Origin of the sequence: Curtobacterium sp. Curtsp57, from assembly GCF_047324335.1 — a bacterium.
Taxonomy (GTDB): Bacteria; Actinomycetota; Actinomycetes; order Actinomycetales; family Microbacteriaceae; genus Curtobacterium.
The window spans coordinates 3,257,646-3,272,022 of the sequence record NZ_CP168511.1 but is presented as its reverse complement, the minus strand read 5'-3'; the positions used below and the strand labels follow the sequence as shown (position 1 = coordinate 3,272,022).

The following is a 14,377-nucleotide window of genomic DNA, read 5'->3' as shown; positions in this document are numbered from 1 at the left end:
CGTGCCGACCACGGAGCCCCTCACCGCGCGGGTCGGTTTCGAGGTCGAGCTGCTCGCCCCCGCCGGCAGCAGTCGCCGCGCGTTGGCCGAGCGGATCGCCCTCGAGCACGGCGGCAGCGTCCACCGGGTGCTCCACGTCGACTCGGAGCCGTCGCTCGTGCCGGGAATGGGCCAGTTCTGGCACCTGACCCCCGGGTACCGGATCGACGACGCCGCGGGCAACGAGCTGGCCACCCTGGTCGACGACATCACCATCGTCGAGGACATCCGACGCGACCAGCTCGCCGCGCGGTGCGGGGGCCCCGAACACCGAGGGTGTCGGCTCTGCCGACCGGACCCGGACCCCGACGCCTTCCGGATCCTGTCCGACGACCTCCGACTCCTCCGGCTCGCCGGGGACACCACCGGCGAGCAGACCTCGTTCCGGCACGCGTTGGACGGCATCGCGAACGTGTTCGGCGTCGAGGTCGAGACGATCGGCGCCGTTCGACGGGTCCGCGACCACACCGGGGCGAGCATCGCCATGGCGGCCGCCCTCGCACCGGGGCGCGAACGACCGTGCGAGATCGTGACGCCGCCGATCCGTTCCGGGCACACCGAGGCGCTCGAAGCGCTGCTCGGACCGGCGCGGGCGCTCGGCTTCCGGGTGCCGGTCGAAGCAGCCGTGCACCTGCACCTCGATGCCGGTCCGTTCCGGAACTCCCCGGCGTTCGCGAACGTCGTCCGGTTGTTCACCGCGTACCGCAGCGGGCTGCACGCCGTCCTCGGGACGAACCCGCACTGTGTCCGGACCGGCGCGCTCCCCGAAGCCCTCACGACGGTGGTCGACACCGAGTCGCGGTCCGGCGCGGAGTGGCCGCGTCTGCAGGAAGCGGTCCGGGAGCTCGGCCTCACGAAGTACCTCGACGTGAACCTCACCGCGGTCCTGACCGACACCCCGCCCCGTGACACCATCGAGATCCGGATCCTGCCCGGCATGCTGGACGGCGAGGACATCACGGGGCGGGCGGCGATCGTGCAGGCCCTCCTGGAACGGTGCCTGGATCCGACCCCGCTCCCGCAGCCACCGCGTGGGGTGCCGTCCGAGGAGGCGCTGCTCGTCCTCCTCACCGACGCTCGGGCCCGACAGCGGCAACGCATCCGTCCGGCGTTAGCGTGAGACCCGTGCGACGGCGACGCGAACCGATGGTCCTGCTCAGGGGACCCTCGCGGCGACGGCTCATCGTCATCGTGGCGGGCGCCGCCGCGTACTTCGTCGGACTCGCCGTGGCGCTGCACCTGGCCTGGTACCCACAGGGGCTCCCCGGGTACGTGTTCTTCGGGGTCGCCGCCGCCGTCGCCGCGGCGACCTGTGTGCGATGGCCGTTGGAGACCTTGACGAACCTCACGGCCTTCACGGCGTACGTCTGTCTCGCTCCGCTGCCTGAGGAGATGTACGGGTTGTACGTCCGGCCGCCGGAAGCGCTGATCCCCCTCGCCCTCGTCACCTTCCTGATCATCTCGAACGGCGGTCCGGTGATCGCCCCCGCTGCCACGTTCGGCACGCTCGCGGTCCTGACGATCGTGCCGTGGAAGGACGTCGTGCAACTGGCCACCGAACACCGGCCGTGGTCCGAGGCCGCCCTCATCGACTCCGGGACGGACCGGTCGGTGCTGCTCGGCGAACTGATCGGTTGCGCGCTCGTCGTGCTCGTCGCCGTGATGCTCCGGCGGCAACGGCGGGTCACCGCGCAACTCGCCGAACAGAACCGCGAGCTGACACGCCTGCAGGCCGCCACGATCGCGCACGCCGCCGAACGCGAACGCACCCGCGTCGCCCGCGAGGTGCACGACGAGGTGGCGCACCACGTCGCCGCACTCGTCATCCACGCCCAGTCCTCCCTGCGGATCGCCGACCGCGACCCCGGACAGCTCGTCGACGCCATGCGCGTCGTCGCCGAGGGCGGCCAGGACGTCCTCGCGCGCATCCGCTCGGTCGTTCGCGTCCTCCGCGTGCCCCCGGAGACGGCGCCGGCGCTCGGCAGCCTCGCCGACGAGCTCCTCGCCCTCTCCGAACGGATCCGCGCCATCGGGTACGACGTGGACAGCAGCGTGACGGTCCGTGGAGAGGTCCCCGAGCGGGAACGCGCCGCCATCCTCGGCATCGTCCAGGAGAGTCTGACGAACGTCATGCTGCACTCGTCCGCGCGGACGATCGGCATCACGGTGCAGGAGCAGCAGTGGTCCTGGACCATCGACGTGATCGACCCGGGCCCGAAGCAGGAGCGGTTCCCGAGCGTGCCCCGGGGCGGCTCGGGGATCCCCTCGATGCGGGAACGGGCCGGAACGTTCGGCGGCAGCGTGGTCGCGGGGCCGAACCGGGACGGCTCGGGGTGGTCGGTGTCGGCCACGATCCCGATGATCACCCCCTCGAAGAAGGAGACGACCAGATGACGCTGCGGGTACTCGTCGTCGACGACCAGGCGATCGCACGAGCAGGCCTCGCGACGATGCTGGACGCCGAGGACGACATCGTCGTCGTCGGCCAGGCGCACGACGGCGAGAGCGCGGTGCGGACGGCGCTCGCGACCGAACCCGACGTCATCGTGATGGACATCCGGATGCCCGGCCTCGACGGCATCGGCGCGACGCGGCGGATCCTCGCCGCACAGGCCTGCGCGATCGTCCTCATCACGACCTTCGACGACGACCAGTACCTCTTCGACGGCATCGCAGCCGGTGCTTCCGGCTTCCTGTTGAAGGACTCCGGGCCGGACCTCATCGGCGCCGCCGTCCGCGCCGCCGCCCGCGGGGACTCCCTCATCGACCCGGCGATGACGCGTGCGCTGATCGACCAGTCGATCGCCCCCGCTCCGGCTCGGCGGGCCGACGCGGTCCAGCAAGCCGCTCTGGCGTCGCTCAGTGACCGCGAACGTGACGTCCTCAGCGCCGTCGCCCGCGGCCTGAGCAACGGGGAGATCGCCAGCGAGATGTTCCTCAGCACCGCGACCGTGAAGAGCCACATCTCGAGCGTCTTCGCCAAGACGGGCACGAAGACCCGCGTGCAGGCGGTGGTGTTCGCGTTCGCGACGGGCTTCACGGATCCGAGCACCGGCGAGCCGGTTCCACCATCGGGCTGACCGCGAACCGCGGGGATTCCGACGAAGGGAGGAACGCGAGGCCGCCGGGACGCGCACGGTGCACACATGCGCACCATCCGGATCGGTCTCAGTCTCCTCGCCGCCACCGCAACCCTGGCGGCACTCTCCGCCTGCTCGGGCACCGGCACCCCGACAGCGTCCCCGACGGCCACGTCGACCGCCGAGGCCACGACCACGACCGCCACGCAGCACGCGACTCCCCCGACGTCCCCGTCGCCGTCGGCAACGGGAACGGCACAGGGGTCGTGCGGCACCGAGTCCGCTGCGACGGCCGTGCAGCAGGCGGTCGCGACCCTGCCCCGCCCGGTCCCGAACCTGCCGGACGCGACGTGGGACGCATCGCACGCGGACACCTCCGGGTACGACCCGTGCGCCGCGCTCGCGTGGTCCGTCGTCTCGGTGGCCGACGGGACGCCGAGCTCCCCGAACGCCATCCTGCTGTTCCACGACGGCACGTACCTCGGCACCGCCACCAAGGTGCAGTACCCGTTCGAGCCGACGGTCACCCGGAAGTCCGAGACCTCGATCGCGGTCACCTACCGGTATGCGAAGCAGACGGACGCGAACGCGAACCCGTCGGGCACCGCGGACGCCACGTTCACGTGGGACGACGCGGCCGGCAAGGTCGAGATGGCGGGTGCGGTTCCTCCGGCGTCGTCCTGACCCCGTCGGGACGCACGCCGCCCGGGTCGTCAGCGGGCCGCGTGCTCCCGCGCTTCCATGGCGTCCCAGGCGAAGCTCGCGAGCCAGTGGGTGGAGTAGTACTCCTCACCGACGCTTGCGGCCAACCCCGACGCGAGGAGCCGATCCGCCGCGTCGTCGAGCACCGCAGCGAGCGGCTCGCCGTCACCCAGCGTGTCTGCGATGCGACGGGCCGATCCGGCACGCGACAGGTCGAGCCCGAACAGGTGCACCTGCTGCGGGTCGTTCTCGTCGCGGACGGTCGTCGGGGTGAGGATCGCGTCGCCCGGCTGCACCTCGGACAGGAACGCACGGGCCCACGGCGCGAACTCCGCCGCCGGCAGCACCGCACGCATGAGGTCCGCCTCGGCCAGTCCCGCGGACAGGAAGTCGTGCCCGCTGCGCTCCCAGGCGAACGGCCACCCGGCGTCGTCGCCGAACCACTCCCGCGCAGCGCGCTCGCACGTCGCCGCGAGTTCGTCGCGCCCGAGGGACCGTGCCGCCTCGAGCACGAGCAGCAGCCCGAACGCGGAGTTCGCGTGGACGCCGTGGCGCACCGGGTGGGCGGCACCGTCGACCCAGTTCGTGACGAGCTCCTCGACGACGTCGACCACTGGGACGAACCCTGGCGCGAGGGACCGGATCGCCGGGACGTCTGACGCGGCGACCTCGGCGGCGAGCCGCATCAGCCAGGCCCACCCGTACGGGCGCTCGTAGTGTGGCGTCCCGCGGAGGTACGCCGCTTCCGTCGCGAGGTGATCCGCGCCGAGGTGGGCATGCAGGACGGAGGCGAGCCGTGCCTCCAGTCCGGCCGGCAGGCCGAACGCGACCAGGCGCGCGGCGAGCCAGTGCATGTGCACGGACGAGTGCCAGTCGTACGACGTGGCGAAGGCGGGGTGCAACTCGACGGGCAGTGCCCGGTCGTCCGGACCGGACGTCGTGTGGTGCGCCGCGTAGGGGTACTCGCGGGTGGTGTTCTCCACGGCGACGGCCGCGAAGCGGTCGGCCCAGGCGGCGCGGGCCAGATCAGAATGCGACAAGGTACATGACTCCCATGTTGACGACGAGCAGGATGGCGGCGGTCGGGATCTGCGCCTTGATCGGCCCGTACTTGTCCCGCATCTCGAGCAGGGCAGCGGGGACGAGGTTGAAGTTCGCGGCCATCGGGGTGACGAGGGTGCCGCAGAAGCCGGCGAGCATGCCGATCGCGAAGATCGCGGCCGGGTTGCCGTCGAAGCCCTGGACGAGCACCGGCCAGCCGATCGCGGCGGTCATGATCGGGAAGGCGGCGAACGCGTTGCCCATGATGATCGTGAACAGCGCCATGCCGAGGCAGTAGACCACCACCGCGGCGATCAGCGAGCCGCCGGGCAGGATCGTCTTGATGATCGTCCCGACGGCGTCGCCGACCCCGGCCTGGGTGAAGACGATGCCGAGCGTGGAGAGCATCTGCGGCAGGAGCGCTGCCCAGCCGATGGCCTGCAGCAGGCGGCCGCCCTCGCGCAACGGCGTCGCGACCTTCGGCGGTCGCAGGATGAACACCGCGACGACGACCGCGAGCACCGACCCGATGCCGAGTCCGGTCAGGGTCGCGCTGCCCTCGGCGAGGAGCGGCTTGCCACCGATCGACACGAGGGGGCCGAGCGTCGCGACGAGCACCGCCACGACCGGCACGACCAGCGCCGGCACGAAGAGCCGGTTGCCGTACCGCGCGGCGAGGGTCGCGCGTTCCGCGGGGCTGGTGGTGGCGAGCACGCCCGTCGCGCTGCTCGGGCGAACGGTCACGCCGGTGGGTTCCGCGGGCCCCGTCTCCGCCCCCGCACCCGCTCCGGGAACGGTCGCGACCCGGGTGCGGCTCGGCCGGCCACCTCGCGCCGTGGTGCCGGTGAAGCCGAGCCCGGCGAGCGCGACCATCACGAGGACCGCGATCCCCAGCACCCACGCCGGCGCCGTCTTCGCCGTGACGAGGGTGCCGTAGAAGAAGGACAGGCCGAGGATGCCCCAGAAGCCGGCGTTGCCGAGGCGCTTGGCATGCGTGGTGTCCGTCACGATCAGGACCGCGACGGCGATGAAGAAGGCCCCGATGAGCCAGTAGAGCCATTCGCTGGTGATCACGCGGTCGCTCCGATGCTCGCCGAGGTGTCCGAGTTCCGCATGTCCGCGGCCATCCGGTCGAGCTTCCGGTCGAACAGCAGCAGCCGTGTGCCGTGCACCAGGAGCGCGGCGATGCCCGTCGGGATCGCCCACAGCGCCAGGTCGATCGGCTCGAGCGACAGCCCGTACGTCGCGTCGACGAAGGTCGTGATGAGCAGGATGGAACCGACCGCGACGAAGACGTCCTCGCCGAAGAACACCCCGACGGTGTCCGAGGACGCCGAGTAGCCCTTGATCTTCTCGCGCATCCGCTCGTCGATCCGGCCGTACTTCTTCGTCGCCGCGCCTTCTGCCATCGGGTGCACGAGCGGACGGACGGTCTGTGCCGGACCGCCGATGCTCGTCAGGCCGACGGCCGCGGTGATCTGCCGGACCGCCAGGTAGCCCGCCAGGATCCGGCCGGTCGTGAGCTTGTCGAGCTTCGCGATGAGGCGCTTGGCCTGGTCCTGCAGGCCGTAGCGCTCGATCAGGCCGATCACCGGTAGGACCAACGCGAAAGTGGTGACGGACCGGCTGGAGGCGAACCCGTTGCCGAACGCGTCGAGGATGCCGACGGGACCGATCCCGCCGATGGCCGCGGTGACGATGCCCGCGACGGTCACGACGAGCAGCGCGTTGACACGCAACGCGAACCCGACGATGACGACGGCGACGCCGATGAGGACGAACATGCGGGACAGTCTGGACGGAATTGTTCAACAATCGCAAGACCCTGTCGAGATCTGTAACACCACGGTCACACGCCTGCCCTGTGGAGGGATCGTGCCAGGATCGTCGGCATGACCCGAACCGTCGGCAGCGCCGAGTCCGTCGCCGACCGGCTCCGTTCCGCCATCGCCGCCGGGGAGTTCTCCCCCGGCGCGCAGCTGTCCGAGGAACGGCTGAGCGAGCAGCTCGGGGTCTCGCGGAACACCCTGCGCGAGGCGTTCCGGCTCCTCGCGAGGGATCGTCTCGTGGAGCACGTGTTCAACCGCGGGGTGTTCGTCCGCCGACTCTCCGCGGACGACGTCGCCGACCTCTACGCCGCCCGACGGGTGCTCGAGGACGCGGCGGTCCGCGCGATCCTGCCGGACTCCCCCGCGCTGGCATCGGCCGCTGACGCCGTCGGCGCCGCGCACGCAGCAGCATCAGCCGGAGACTGGCGCGCCGTCGGCACCGCGGACATCGCGTTCCACTCGGCGCTCGTCCGGGCCGTGCCGAGCACCCGGGTCCACGCACTGATGGACTCGTTGCTCGCGGAGATGCGGCTCGCGTTCCTGACGACCGACGACCCCGCGTCGTTCCACGCCGGGTTCGTGGAACGGAACGCCGCGATCGTCGCGGCGCTGCGCGCCGGGGACACCTCGGCTGCGTCAGCGCTGCTGACCGACTACCTCGACGACGCGGAGCGGACGCTCCGGACGGCCGCGGGTACGGACGTCACCGTGCGGACGGGAGCCACTCGCTGAACCGGGGGCCGACCACCTCGACGTGACGCTCCGGCACCAGGGCGCCCGCACGGAACGCCCGACCGGTCCGTCCGGGGATCCGGAGTGGTACCGGCACGAGCCCGGGAAGGCGCATGGCCCGCGTCATCTCCCACAGCGTCGTGGTCTCGGGACCCGCGACCTCCACGACCGGGGCCGTCCGCGCGCCGACCACGACGTCCGCGATCACCCCGGCGACCGCGTCGAGGGAGACGGGAGCGATCGTCATGCCCGGGACGAGCACGAACGGCCCGAACCGCATCCGCTCGGTGTTCTGCCGCGCGAACTCGAACCACTGCGTCGACCGGACCACGGTGAGCAGGGGGCTGACCGCGGCTGCCGCCTGCTCCTGCGCCGTCTTGCCCGCGAAGTACCCGTACCCCTGCACCTCCGGTCGCGTGCAGTTGACGATCGAGAGCAGCACGTGCCGCGCGCCGCGTCGGGCGGTCGCGGCACCGATGGCTCGCGTCGACCGGGTGAAGAAGTCCGTCGCACGCCTCCGGCTCGTCATGAACAGCCCGGTGGCCTCGACGACCACCTCCGCATCCCCCAGGGCAGCGTCGACGTCGTCGCGCACGACGTCGAACCCCGTCGACCGGGACAGCTGCGTCACCGTGCACCCCCGGGCCGCCACCGCATCGGCGATCGCCTTCCCGGAGACGCCTCCTCCGACCACTACCGCACGCATGACGCCGTCCGTTCTCTACACATGTAGAGAACACTACGATGGTAGAGACGGGGAGGGAAGTGATGGGACGACGCGAGGACCTCGCCGACGCCGGGGTGCGGCTGACGGCACGAGGGGGAACCAGGGCACTCACCCACCGGGCGGTGGACGCAGAAGCCGGCGTGCCGTCGGGATCGACGTCCTACTACGCGTCGACACGACGCGAACTCACCGCGCTCGTGGTCGCCCGGATCACGTCGCAACTCGCCGAGGACGTCGTCGCCCTGCAGATCCCCGAGCAGGTCGACGAGGACGCGGTGGTCTCGATCGCGGTGGGGTTCCTCGAGCACCTCACTGCCCGTCATGTCGCACAGTCCGTCCGGCTGGCGTTGCTCCTCGAACTCCGGGACGACGAGGAACTCCGCGCACCCCTCACCGGGGCCGACCCGGTCCGGGCGGCGCTCATCGACACGGCGCGAACCCTGCTGGAGCGGATCGACGTCGTCGCACCGGAGCGGTGCGCCATCGATCTCGTCGGGCTCGTCGACGCACTCCTGCTGTACCGCACGGCCGCCGTGGCCCCCGTGGACGAGGGGTCGATCCTCCGGGCGTACGTCGCCGGGCTCCCGCGACGTGCGGCACGAGGACACCGGACGCACTGATCGCCGCGCCGACGACGCGGTCATCTTGATGAGCAGGAGTAATAGGTATGAGCACCTTGACCGGAGCACATCGAGGCGTCGATCATCGGGTCCGTGACGGGCAACGCCGCCCGCCACGGAACGATCCCCGGAGGACGCAATGCCTGCACGATCCACCTCGTTCGGTCTCTCCCGCCGGTCCCTGATCGTCGGTGCCTCTGCCGTGGCCGCACTCGCGACCGCCGACACCGTCGTGGGCCCCTGGCGCGCATCGGCCACAGCTCCCACCGACTTCGCGCGGTACCGGTCGCAGTGGCTGGGCACGCTGATCGCGGACTACGACACATCCGACCCCGTCCTCGTCGCCTACGTGCAGGACACCGCCACGGCAGCGAACGAGTTCTGGCACGGCGCGACGCCGCTCGACACCTCGGCGAACCGCACGACGCTCTGGGCCGATCTGGCGAGCCCCACCACCTCGTCGACCGTGACGAGCACCGCCAACCGACTGCGGCAGCTCGCACTGGCGCTGCGCTCCCCCGGCTCGAGCCTGTCCGGCAACACCGCCCTGCGCGCCGACCTCGTCTCGGCGCTCGACTGGTTCCTCGCACACAAGTACGACGCGACGTCGTACTACGACAACTGGTGGGACTGGCAGATCGGGACCCCACTGGCGCTGAACGACTTCGTCGTGCTCATGTACGACGACCTGTCCGCCGCGCAGATCAGCACGGCGATGGCCGCGATCGAGCACTACGAACCCGACCCGAAGGTCACCGGCGGCGCGACCTCGACGGGCGCGAACCGCAACTGGGCGTGCGCGGTGACGATGCTGCGCGGCGCGATCAGCGGCGACCAGGCGGTCATCGACGGTGCACGACAGGACCTCGAGACGATCTTCCCGTACGCGACGTCGGGCGACGGGATGTACACGGACGGCGGCTTCGTCCAGCACGTGACGTACGCGTACACCGCGGGGTACGGCCTGTCCCTGCTGCAGGTCCTCAGTTCGATGATGGTCGCGTCGCTCGGCACCCCGTGGACGTTCTCGACCGCACAGGTCGCCGAGGTGTTCGACTGGACGCAGGACAACTTCGCCCCGTGGGTCTACGGCGGCGGCTTCATGGACATGAACCACGGTCGCGGGATCTCCCGGTTCTACGAGACCGACCGCCGGCAGGGCAGGCTCGTTCTCGGCGTCCTGCTCCAGCTCGCCGCCGTGTTCCCCACGACGGGAGCACAGCAGCTCCGGTCCCAGGTCAAGGGGTGGCTCACGGCCTACGACTCGTACACGTTCGCCGGGAGCACGCCGGGGGAACGCCAGCCGGGGTTCTTCACGTACGACCCCGTCCCCATCCAGCAGGTCCTGCTCACGTCGGTGGTCCTCGGGCGCGCGCTGATGGCCGACACGGCTGTGCCCGTCGGTGACGAGTCGACCAGGACCGTCGTCGCGACCTCGATGGCGCGAGCCGTGCACCGCCGACCTGGGTTCGCGATGGGGTTCGCGATGGAGACCACCGCGATCAAGCCGTACGAGTGCGCGAACGGCGAGAACCGGATGGGCTGGTACCAGGGCGAGGGCGCGGTCTACCTGTACCTGCCGAACCAGCTCGGGCACTGGGCGAACGAGTGGTGGCCCACCGCGGACAAGACCCGCATCCCCGGGACGACGGTCGTCCAGAAGACCCCGACCGTCGGCGTCGGCGTCCGCTCCACCGTCGCGAACACCTGGGCCGGCGGCGCGGTGCTCGACGGCGACGCGGCGATCGGCATGGGCCTGTCGTTCACGACACAGCCGCTCCGTGCGCGGAAGTCGTGGTTCTGCATCGGTGACGCGGTCGTCTGCCTCGGCGCGGGGATCACGAGCAGCGACGGCAACGTCGTCCAGACGATCGTCGAACAGCGCAACGTCGGACCGTCCGGGCGCACCGCGCCGATCATCGACGGCGCGACCTTCGACACCGTCCGGAGCGCCCCGACCGCGTTCACACCGAAGTGGGCGTACATCCCGAGCACCTGCGGGTACCTCTTCCCGCAGGACGGCACCACGGTGCAGGTCGTGCGTGAGGACCGCACCGGCAAGTGGACGGACATGGACGACCGTGGCACGTACGAGGACGGCACGACGTACTCGCGGCGGTTCATCGGGTTCTGGATCGACCACGGCACCGACCCGACGGACGCCCAGTACGCGTACATCCAGCTCCCCGGCGCGACCCAGGCGCAGGTCGCCGGGGCCGCAGCCACGATGGCCGACGTGACCATCGCCGCGAACACCGACGACGTGCAGGCCGTCACCAGGAAGACCGGCGCGGCCACGAGCACCGACCACGTCACGATGGCGAACTTCTGGAAGGCCACCACGCCACCGAAGGCCGCCGGCATCCAGGTCGACCAGCGGGCGTCCGTGGTGCTCAGCCGACAGGGCGACCAGCTGTCCGTCGCCGTCAGCGACCCGACCCAGCGCGTCACCGGCGAGGTCGTCGTCACACTCGACAGCGCCGTGCTCGAGCGCGACCCGGCGGATCCGGGCGACACCGAGGTCCGCGTGGTCTCGACGAGCCCGCGGCTGCAGATCGCGGTCCCGGTCGGCGGCGCAGCAGGGAGGTCGTTCGTGGCCCGGTTCCGGACCTCCTGAACCGGCGGGGAGATCATTTTCAAGATATTTCGCTGCTCATACGTATGAACGAGTGATATCGCGTACGGTCATCCGTATTACCTCATCGACGAGGTCGACAGCCCCGGAGCAGACCCCATGCCAGCACCCCACGCACGCGTCACACAGCGCATGATCGCCGACATCGCCGGCGTGAGTCAGTCCACCGTGTCGCTCGTGCTGAACGGCAAGGCGGACGAGACCCGTCGGATCCCGGCGGCGACCCGGGACCGCGTGCTCGACGTCATCCGCGAGACCACCTACGTCGCGAACCCGGTCGCACGGAGCCTCGTCGGCGCGACGAACGACCTCATCGGCGTCTTCACGTACGAGCCGGCGTTCCCGAACCGCTCGTCGGACTTCTACACGCCGTTGCTCACCGGCATCGAGAGCGCCGCCGAACACGTCAGGGCCGACCTGCTCGTGTTCACGAGCACCCCCGTCGTGAACGGCAGGCGGCGGCTGTTCCACGAGTCGAACCGCCTGCGGCTCGCGGACGGCTGCATCCTGCTCGGCCGCGAGATGGACGCCGACGAGCTCGAACGGCTGCTGGACACGGACTACCCGTTCGTGGCCATCGGCCGTCGCGTCGCCGCCGGTGGCCGGGTGCCCTACATCGGTGTCGACTACGCGGCCGCGACGCAGACGCTCGTCCGGCGTGCGCTCGACCTCGGGCACGCCCGGTTCGGCCTGCTGCGCCTGCCACTCGGCGCCGAGTCATCCCGTGACCGGCGTGCCGGCATCGTCGACGCACTCACCGGAGCCGGGCTCGACACGGCGGACGCCCTGGTGGAGACCACGGTGACCGACCACCGGACGGTGGCCGACGCGTGGGAGGCGATCAGGGCCTCCCGTCCGACCGTCGTCCTCGTCGAGGACCCGGATGACGGCGAGGAGCTGCTCGAACTGCTCGCCGACGACGTCCCTGCCAGAGTGTCGGTCGTCGTGCTCGGTGAGCACACCCGTCACCGCGACCGCGGGACGGACGTCACGCGGCTCAGCGCGCCGCGGACCGAACTCGGCGCCCGCGCCGTCGCCGCGCTCACCGAGCGCATCGCCGCTGTCCAACGCGGCGATGCCCCGGATCCGGTGCAGGAGCTCCTCGCCTGCACACTCGTCGCCGGCACCACACTCGGCCCGCCGCCGCGCTGAGCCGAACGCGCCCGACCGCACGCCACCGCGGCCGCCCGCGCGCACCCGACCCCGTCCGACCCCGCTCACTTCCCGAACCGCCTCGATCCGTCAGGAGTCGCTCCACCATGCCCGGAACCACCCCAACACCGGCCCCGACCGTCGGCGCCACCACGGACGCCGTCACGACCGACGTCGTCGTCATCGGCGGCGGCCTCGGCGGCGTCGCTGCCGCGCTCGCCGTCTGCCGAGCGGGTCGACGCGCCGTCCTCACCGAGGAGACGGACTGGCTCGGCGGTCAGCTGACCAGCCAGGCCGTGCCGCCGGACGAGCACCCGTGGGTCGAGCAGTTCGGCGTCACCCGGAGCTACCGCGCCCTGCGCGACGGCATCCGCGACCACTACCGCCGGGCGTACCCGCTCCGCGCCGAGGCAGCCGCGCTCGCCGACCTGAACCCCGGTGCAGGCCGCGTGAGCAAGCTCTGCCACGAGCCGCGCGTCGCACTCGCGGTGATCGAGGAGATGCTCCAGCCGTACCGCACCGCCGGACTCCTGACGGTCCTGCTCGACCACCGCCCCGTCGCCGCGACGGCCGAGGGGGACCGCGTCACGAGCGTCACCGTCGAACGGACGGACGGCCGCCGGACGGAGCTCCGTGGCGCGTTCGTCCTCGACGCGACCGAGACCGGCGACGTCCTGCCGCTCGCCGGCGTCGAGCATGTCGTCGGCGCCGAGTCGCGCGACGAGCACGGCGAGCCGCACGCACCGGAGGCCGCCGACCCCGCGAACCAGCAGGGCATCACGTTCTGCTTCGCCGTGTCGCACCACGAGGGCGAGGACCACACCATCGAGCGCCCCGAGATGTACGACTTCTGGCGCTCGTACCAGCCGGACTTCTGGCCGGCGCCGCTCATCGGGTTCCTCGCACCGGACCCGCGCACGCTCGAGGCACACCCGCGCACCTTCGAGCCGAACCCCGACACCGACCCCCTCGCCGTCAGCGCCGACCAGAGCGCGGACGCCGGCGACAAGGAGCTGTGGGGCTTCCGGCGGATCGTCGCGCGGAAGCTGTTCGCGGACGGGGCGTTCGAGTCCGACATCTGCCTCGTCAACTGGCCGCTCAACGACTACTGGCTGAAGCCCGTGATCGGGACCTCCGGGGACGCCGGAGCCGACGCGGAGACCACCAGGCAGGCGCTGTACGAAGCACGACAGCTCTCGCTCTCCGTCCTGTACTGGTTGCAGACCGAGGCACCCCGGCCCGATGGCGGAGCAGGCTTCCCCGGTCTCCGACTGCGCGGCGACGTCACCGGCAGCGAGGACGGTCTCGCCAAGGCCGCCTACATCCGCGAGTCCCGCCGGATCCGTGCGGTGACCACGATCGTCGAGCAGGACGTCTCCGCCGAGGTCGTCGGCGTGACCGGCCGGACGCGCTACCGCGACTCGGTCGGCGTCGGCAGCTACCGGCTCGACCTGCACCCGTCCACCGGTGGCGACAACTACGTCGACATCGCGAGCGTCCCGTTCGAGATCCCGCTCGGAGCGCTCGTCCCGCAGCGTGTGACGAACCTGCTGCCTGCCGGCAAGGACATCGGCACCACCCACATCACCAACGGCTGCTACCGGCTGCACCCCGTCGAGTGGAACGTCGGCGAGGTCGCCGGCGCACTCGCGGCCCACTGCATCGCGACCGACTCCACCCCCCAGGCCGTCCAGGCCGACGACGACCGCTTCGCCGCCTTCGCCGCCGGTCTCGACCGCGACGGCGTCGAGCGGCGCTGGCCAGCGGTCCAGGGCTACTGAGGCTCCCTGACGCACCTCCTCACCCGAAAGGTCACAACG

The 14,377-nt window shown here is 71.3% G+C and carries 13 protein-coding genes; 9 read left to right on the top strand and 4 right to left on the bottom strand.

Annotated elements, in window-relative coordinates; all coding sequences use genetic code 11:
• Position 1 precedes the first annotated feature (1 nt).
• From ACEN9V_RS15800 to ACEN9V_RS15785, 4 genes are all read left to right on the top strand, one after another.
• The gene (locus ACEN9V_RS15800) at positions 2–1,159 is read left to right on the top strand and encodes an amidoligase family protein (protein ID WP_413601099.1); all 1,158 of its coding nucleotides are present in this window, start codon (positions 2–4) and stop codon (positions 1,157–1,159) included.
• A 5-nt stretch (positions 1,160–1,164) separates the two neighbouring features.
• Complete coding sequence (locus tag ACEN9V_RS15795; RefSeq protein WP_413601098.1) at positions 1,165–2,433, top strand: sensor histidine kinase; 1,269 nt, start codon at positions 1,165–1,167, stop codon at positions 2,431–2,433.
• Complete coding sequence (locus ACEN9V_RS15790) at positions 2,430–3,119, top strand: response regulator transcription factor (RefSeq protein WP_413601097.1); 690 nt, start codon at positions 2,430–2,432, stop codon at positions 3,117–3,119. Before ACEN9V_RS15795 ends, ACEN9V_RS15790 begins: the two co-directional genes overlap by 4 nt.
• A 66-nt stretch (positions 3,120–3,185) precedes the next feature.
• A complete protein-coding gene (locus ACEN9V_RS15785) occupies positions 3,186–3,803 on the top strand; it encodes an LppP/LprE family lipoprotein (RefSeq protein ID WP_413601096.1) in 618 nt (205 codons plus the stop codon).
• Positions 3,804–3,832: 29 nt separating this feature from the next.
• Here the strand turns inward: ACEN9V_RS15785 and ACEN9V_RS15780 are convergent, their stop codons facing one another.
• Genes ACEN9V_RS15780 through ACEN9V_RS15770 form a run of 3 tightly spaced genes read right to left on the bottom strand, consistent with a single transcriptional unit; the run spans position 3,833 to position 6,646 of the window.
• Positions 3,833–4,861, bottom strand: coding sequence for a DUF2891 family protein (locus tag ACEN9V_RS15780; RefSeq protein ID WP_413601095.1), 1,029 nt, complete (start codon positions 4,859–4,861; stop codon positions 3,833–3,835).
• Positions 4,848–5,936: a DUF979 domain-containing protein gene (locus ACEN9V_RS15775; RefSeq protein ID WP_413601094.1), complete on the bottom strand. Its 1,089-nt coding sequence runs from the start codon at positions 5,934–5,936 to the stop codon at positions 4,848–4,850. The genes ACEN9V_RS15780 and ACEN9V_RS15775 overlap by 14 nt, the downstream gene beginning before the upstream one ends.
• On the bottom strand, positions 5,933–6,646 hold the full coding sequence (locus ACEN9V_RS15770) for a DUF969 domain-containing protein (protein WP_281265660.1): 714 nt from the start codon (positions 6,644–6,646) through the stop codon (positions 5,933–5,935). The genes ACEN9V_RS15775 and ACEN9V_RS15770 overlap by 4 nt, the downstream gene beginning before the upstream one ends.
• 108 nt (positions 6,647–6,754) lie before the next feature.
• On the opposite strand from ACEN9V_RS15770, the gene ACEN9V_RS15765 reads away from it, so the two are divergent.
• Positions 6,755–7,423, top strand: a complete 669-nt coding sequence (locus tag ACEN9V_RS15765; protein WP_413601093.1) for a GntR family transcriptional regulator — start codon at positions 6,755–6,757, stop codon at positions 7,421–7,423.
• On the opposite strand, the gene ACEN9V_RS15760 is transcribed toward ACEN9V_RS15765, so the two are convergent.
• A complete protein-coding gene (locus ACEN9V_RS15760; protein ID WP_413601092.1) occupies positions 7,395–8,129 on the bottom strand; it encodes an SDR family oxidoreductase in 735 nt (244 codons plus the stop codon). The two genes, ACEN9V_RS15765 and ACEN9V_RS15760, sit on opposite strands and share 29 nt — an antisense overlap.
• Positions 8,130–8,191: 62 nt before the next feature.
• On the opposite strand from ACEN9V_RS15760, the gene ACEN9V_RS15755 reads away from it, so the two are divergent.
• The 4 genes from ACEN9V_RS15755 (at position 8,192) to ACEN9V_RS15740 (ending at position 14,338) form a co-directional block, all read left to right on the top strand.
• On the top strand, positions 8,192–8,770 hold the full coding sequence (locus tag ACEN9V_RS15755) for a TetR/AcrR family transcriptional regulator (RefSeq protein ID WP_413601091.1): 579 nt from the start codon (positions 8,192–8,194) through the stop codon (positions 8,768–8,770).
• A gap of 139 nt (positions 8,771–8,909) precedes the next feature.
• Positions 8,910–11,387 (top strand): polysaccharide lyase 8 family protein, encoded by a 2,478-nt coding sequence (locus ACEN9V_RS15750; RefSeq protein WP_413601090.1) that lies wholly within the window; start codon positions 8,910–8,912, stop codon positions 11,385–11,387.
• A 117-nt stretch (positions 11,388–11,504) separates the two neighbouring features.
• The gene (locus ACEN9V_RS15745) at positions 11,505–12,557 is read left to right on the top strand and encodes a LacI family DNA-binding transcriptional regulator (RefSeq protein WP_413601089.1); all 1,053 of its coding nucleotides are present in this window, start codon (positions 11,505–11,507) and stop codon (positions 12,555–12,557) included.
• 107 nt (positions 12,558–12,664) lie between these two features.
• Complete coding sequence (locus ACEN9V_RS15740) at positions 12,665–14,338, top strand: FAD-dependent oxidoreductase (protein WP_413601088.1); 1,674 nt, start codon at positions 12,665–12,667, stop codon at positions 14,336–14,338.
• Positions 14,339–14,377 lie beyond the last annotated feature (39 nt).

What these genes read in the sequence shown, in the direction of transcription:
- ACEN9V_RS15755 (WP_413601091.1), top strand. Translation starts at nt 8,192, where the DNA reads ATGGGACGACGCGAGGACCTCGCCGACGCCGGGGTGCGGCTGACGGCA.
- ACEN9V_RS15740 (WP_413601088.1), top strand. Translation starts at nt 12,665, where the DNA reads ATGCCCGGAACCACCCCAACACCGGCCCCGACCGTCGGCGCCACCACG.
- ACEN9V_RS15785 (WP_413601096.1), top strand. Translation starts at nt 3,186, where the DNA reads ATGCGCACCATCCGGATCGGTCTCAGTCTCCTCGCCGCCACCGCAACC.
- ACEN9V_RS15790 (WP_413601097.1), top strand. Translation starts at nt 2,430, where the DNA reads ATGACGCTGCGGGTACTCGTCGTCGACGACCAGGCGATCGCACGAGCA.
- ACEN9V_RS15765 (WP_413601093.1), top strand. Translation starts at nt 6,755, where the DNA reads ATGACCCGAACCGTCGGCAGCGCCGAGTCCGTCGCCGACCGGCTCCGT.
- ACEN9V_RS15750 (WP_413601090.1), top strand. Translation starts at nt 8,910, where the DNA reads ATGCCTGCACGATCCACCTCGTTCGGTCTCTCCCGCCGGTCCCTGATC.
- ACEN9V_RS15760 (WP_413601092.1), bottom strand. Translation starts at nt 8,129, where the DNA reads ATGCGTGCGGTAGTGGTCGGAGGAGGCGTCTCCGGGAAGGCGATCGCC.
- ACEN9V_RS15745 (WP_413601089.1), top strand. Translation starts at nt 11,505, where the DNA reads ATGCCAGCACCCCACGCACGCGTCACACAGCGCATGATCGCCGACATC.
- ACEN9V_RS15770 (WP_281265660.1), bottom strand. Translation starts at nt 6,646, where the DNA reads ATGTTCGTCCTCATCGGCGTCGCCGTCGTCATCGTCGGGTTCGCGTTG.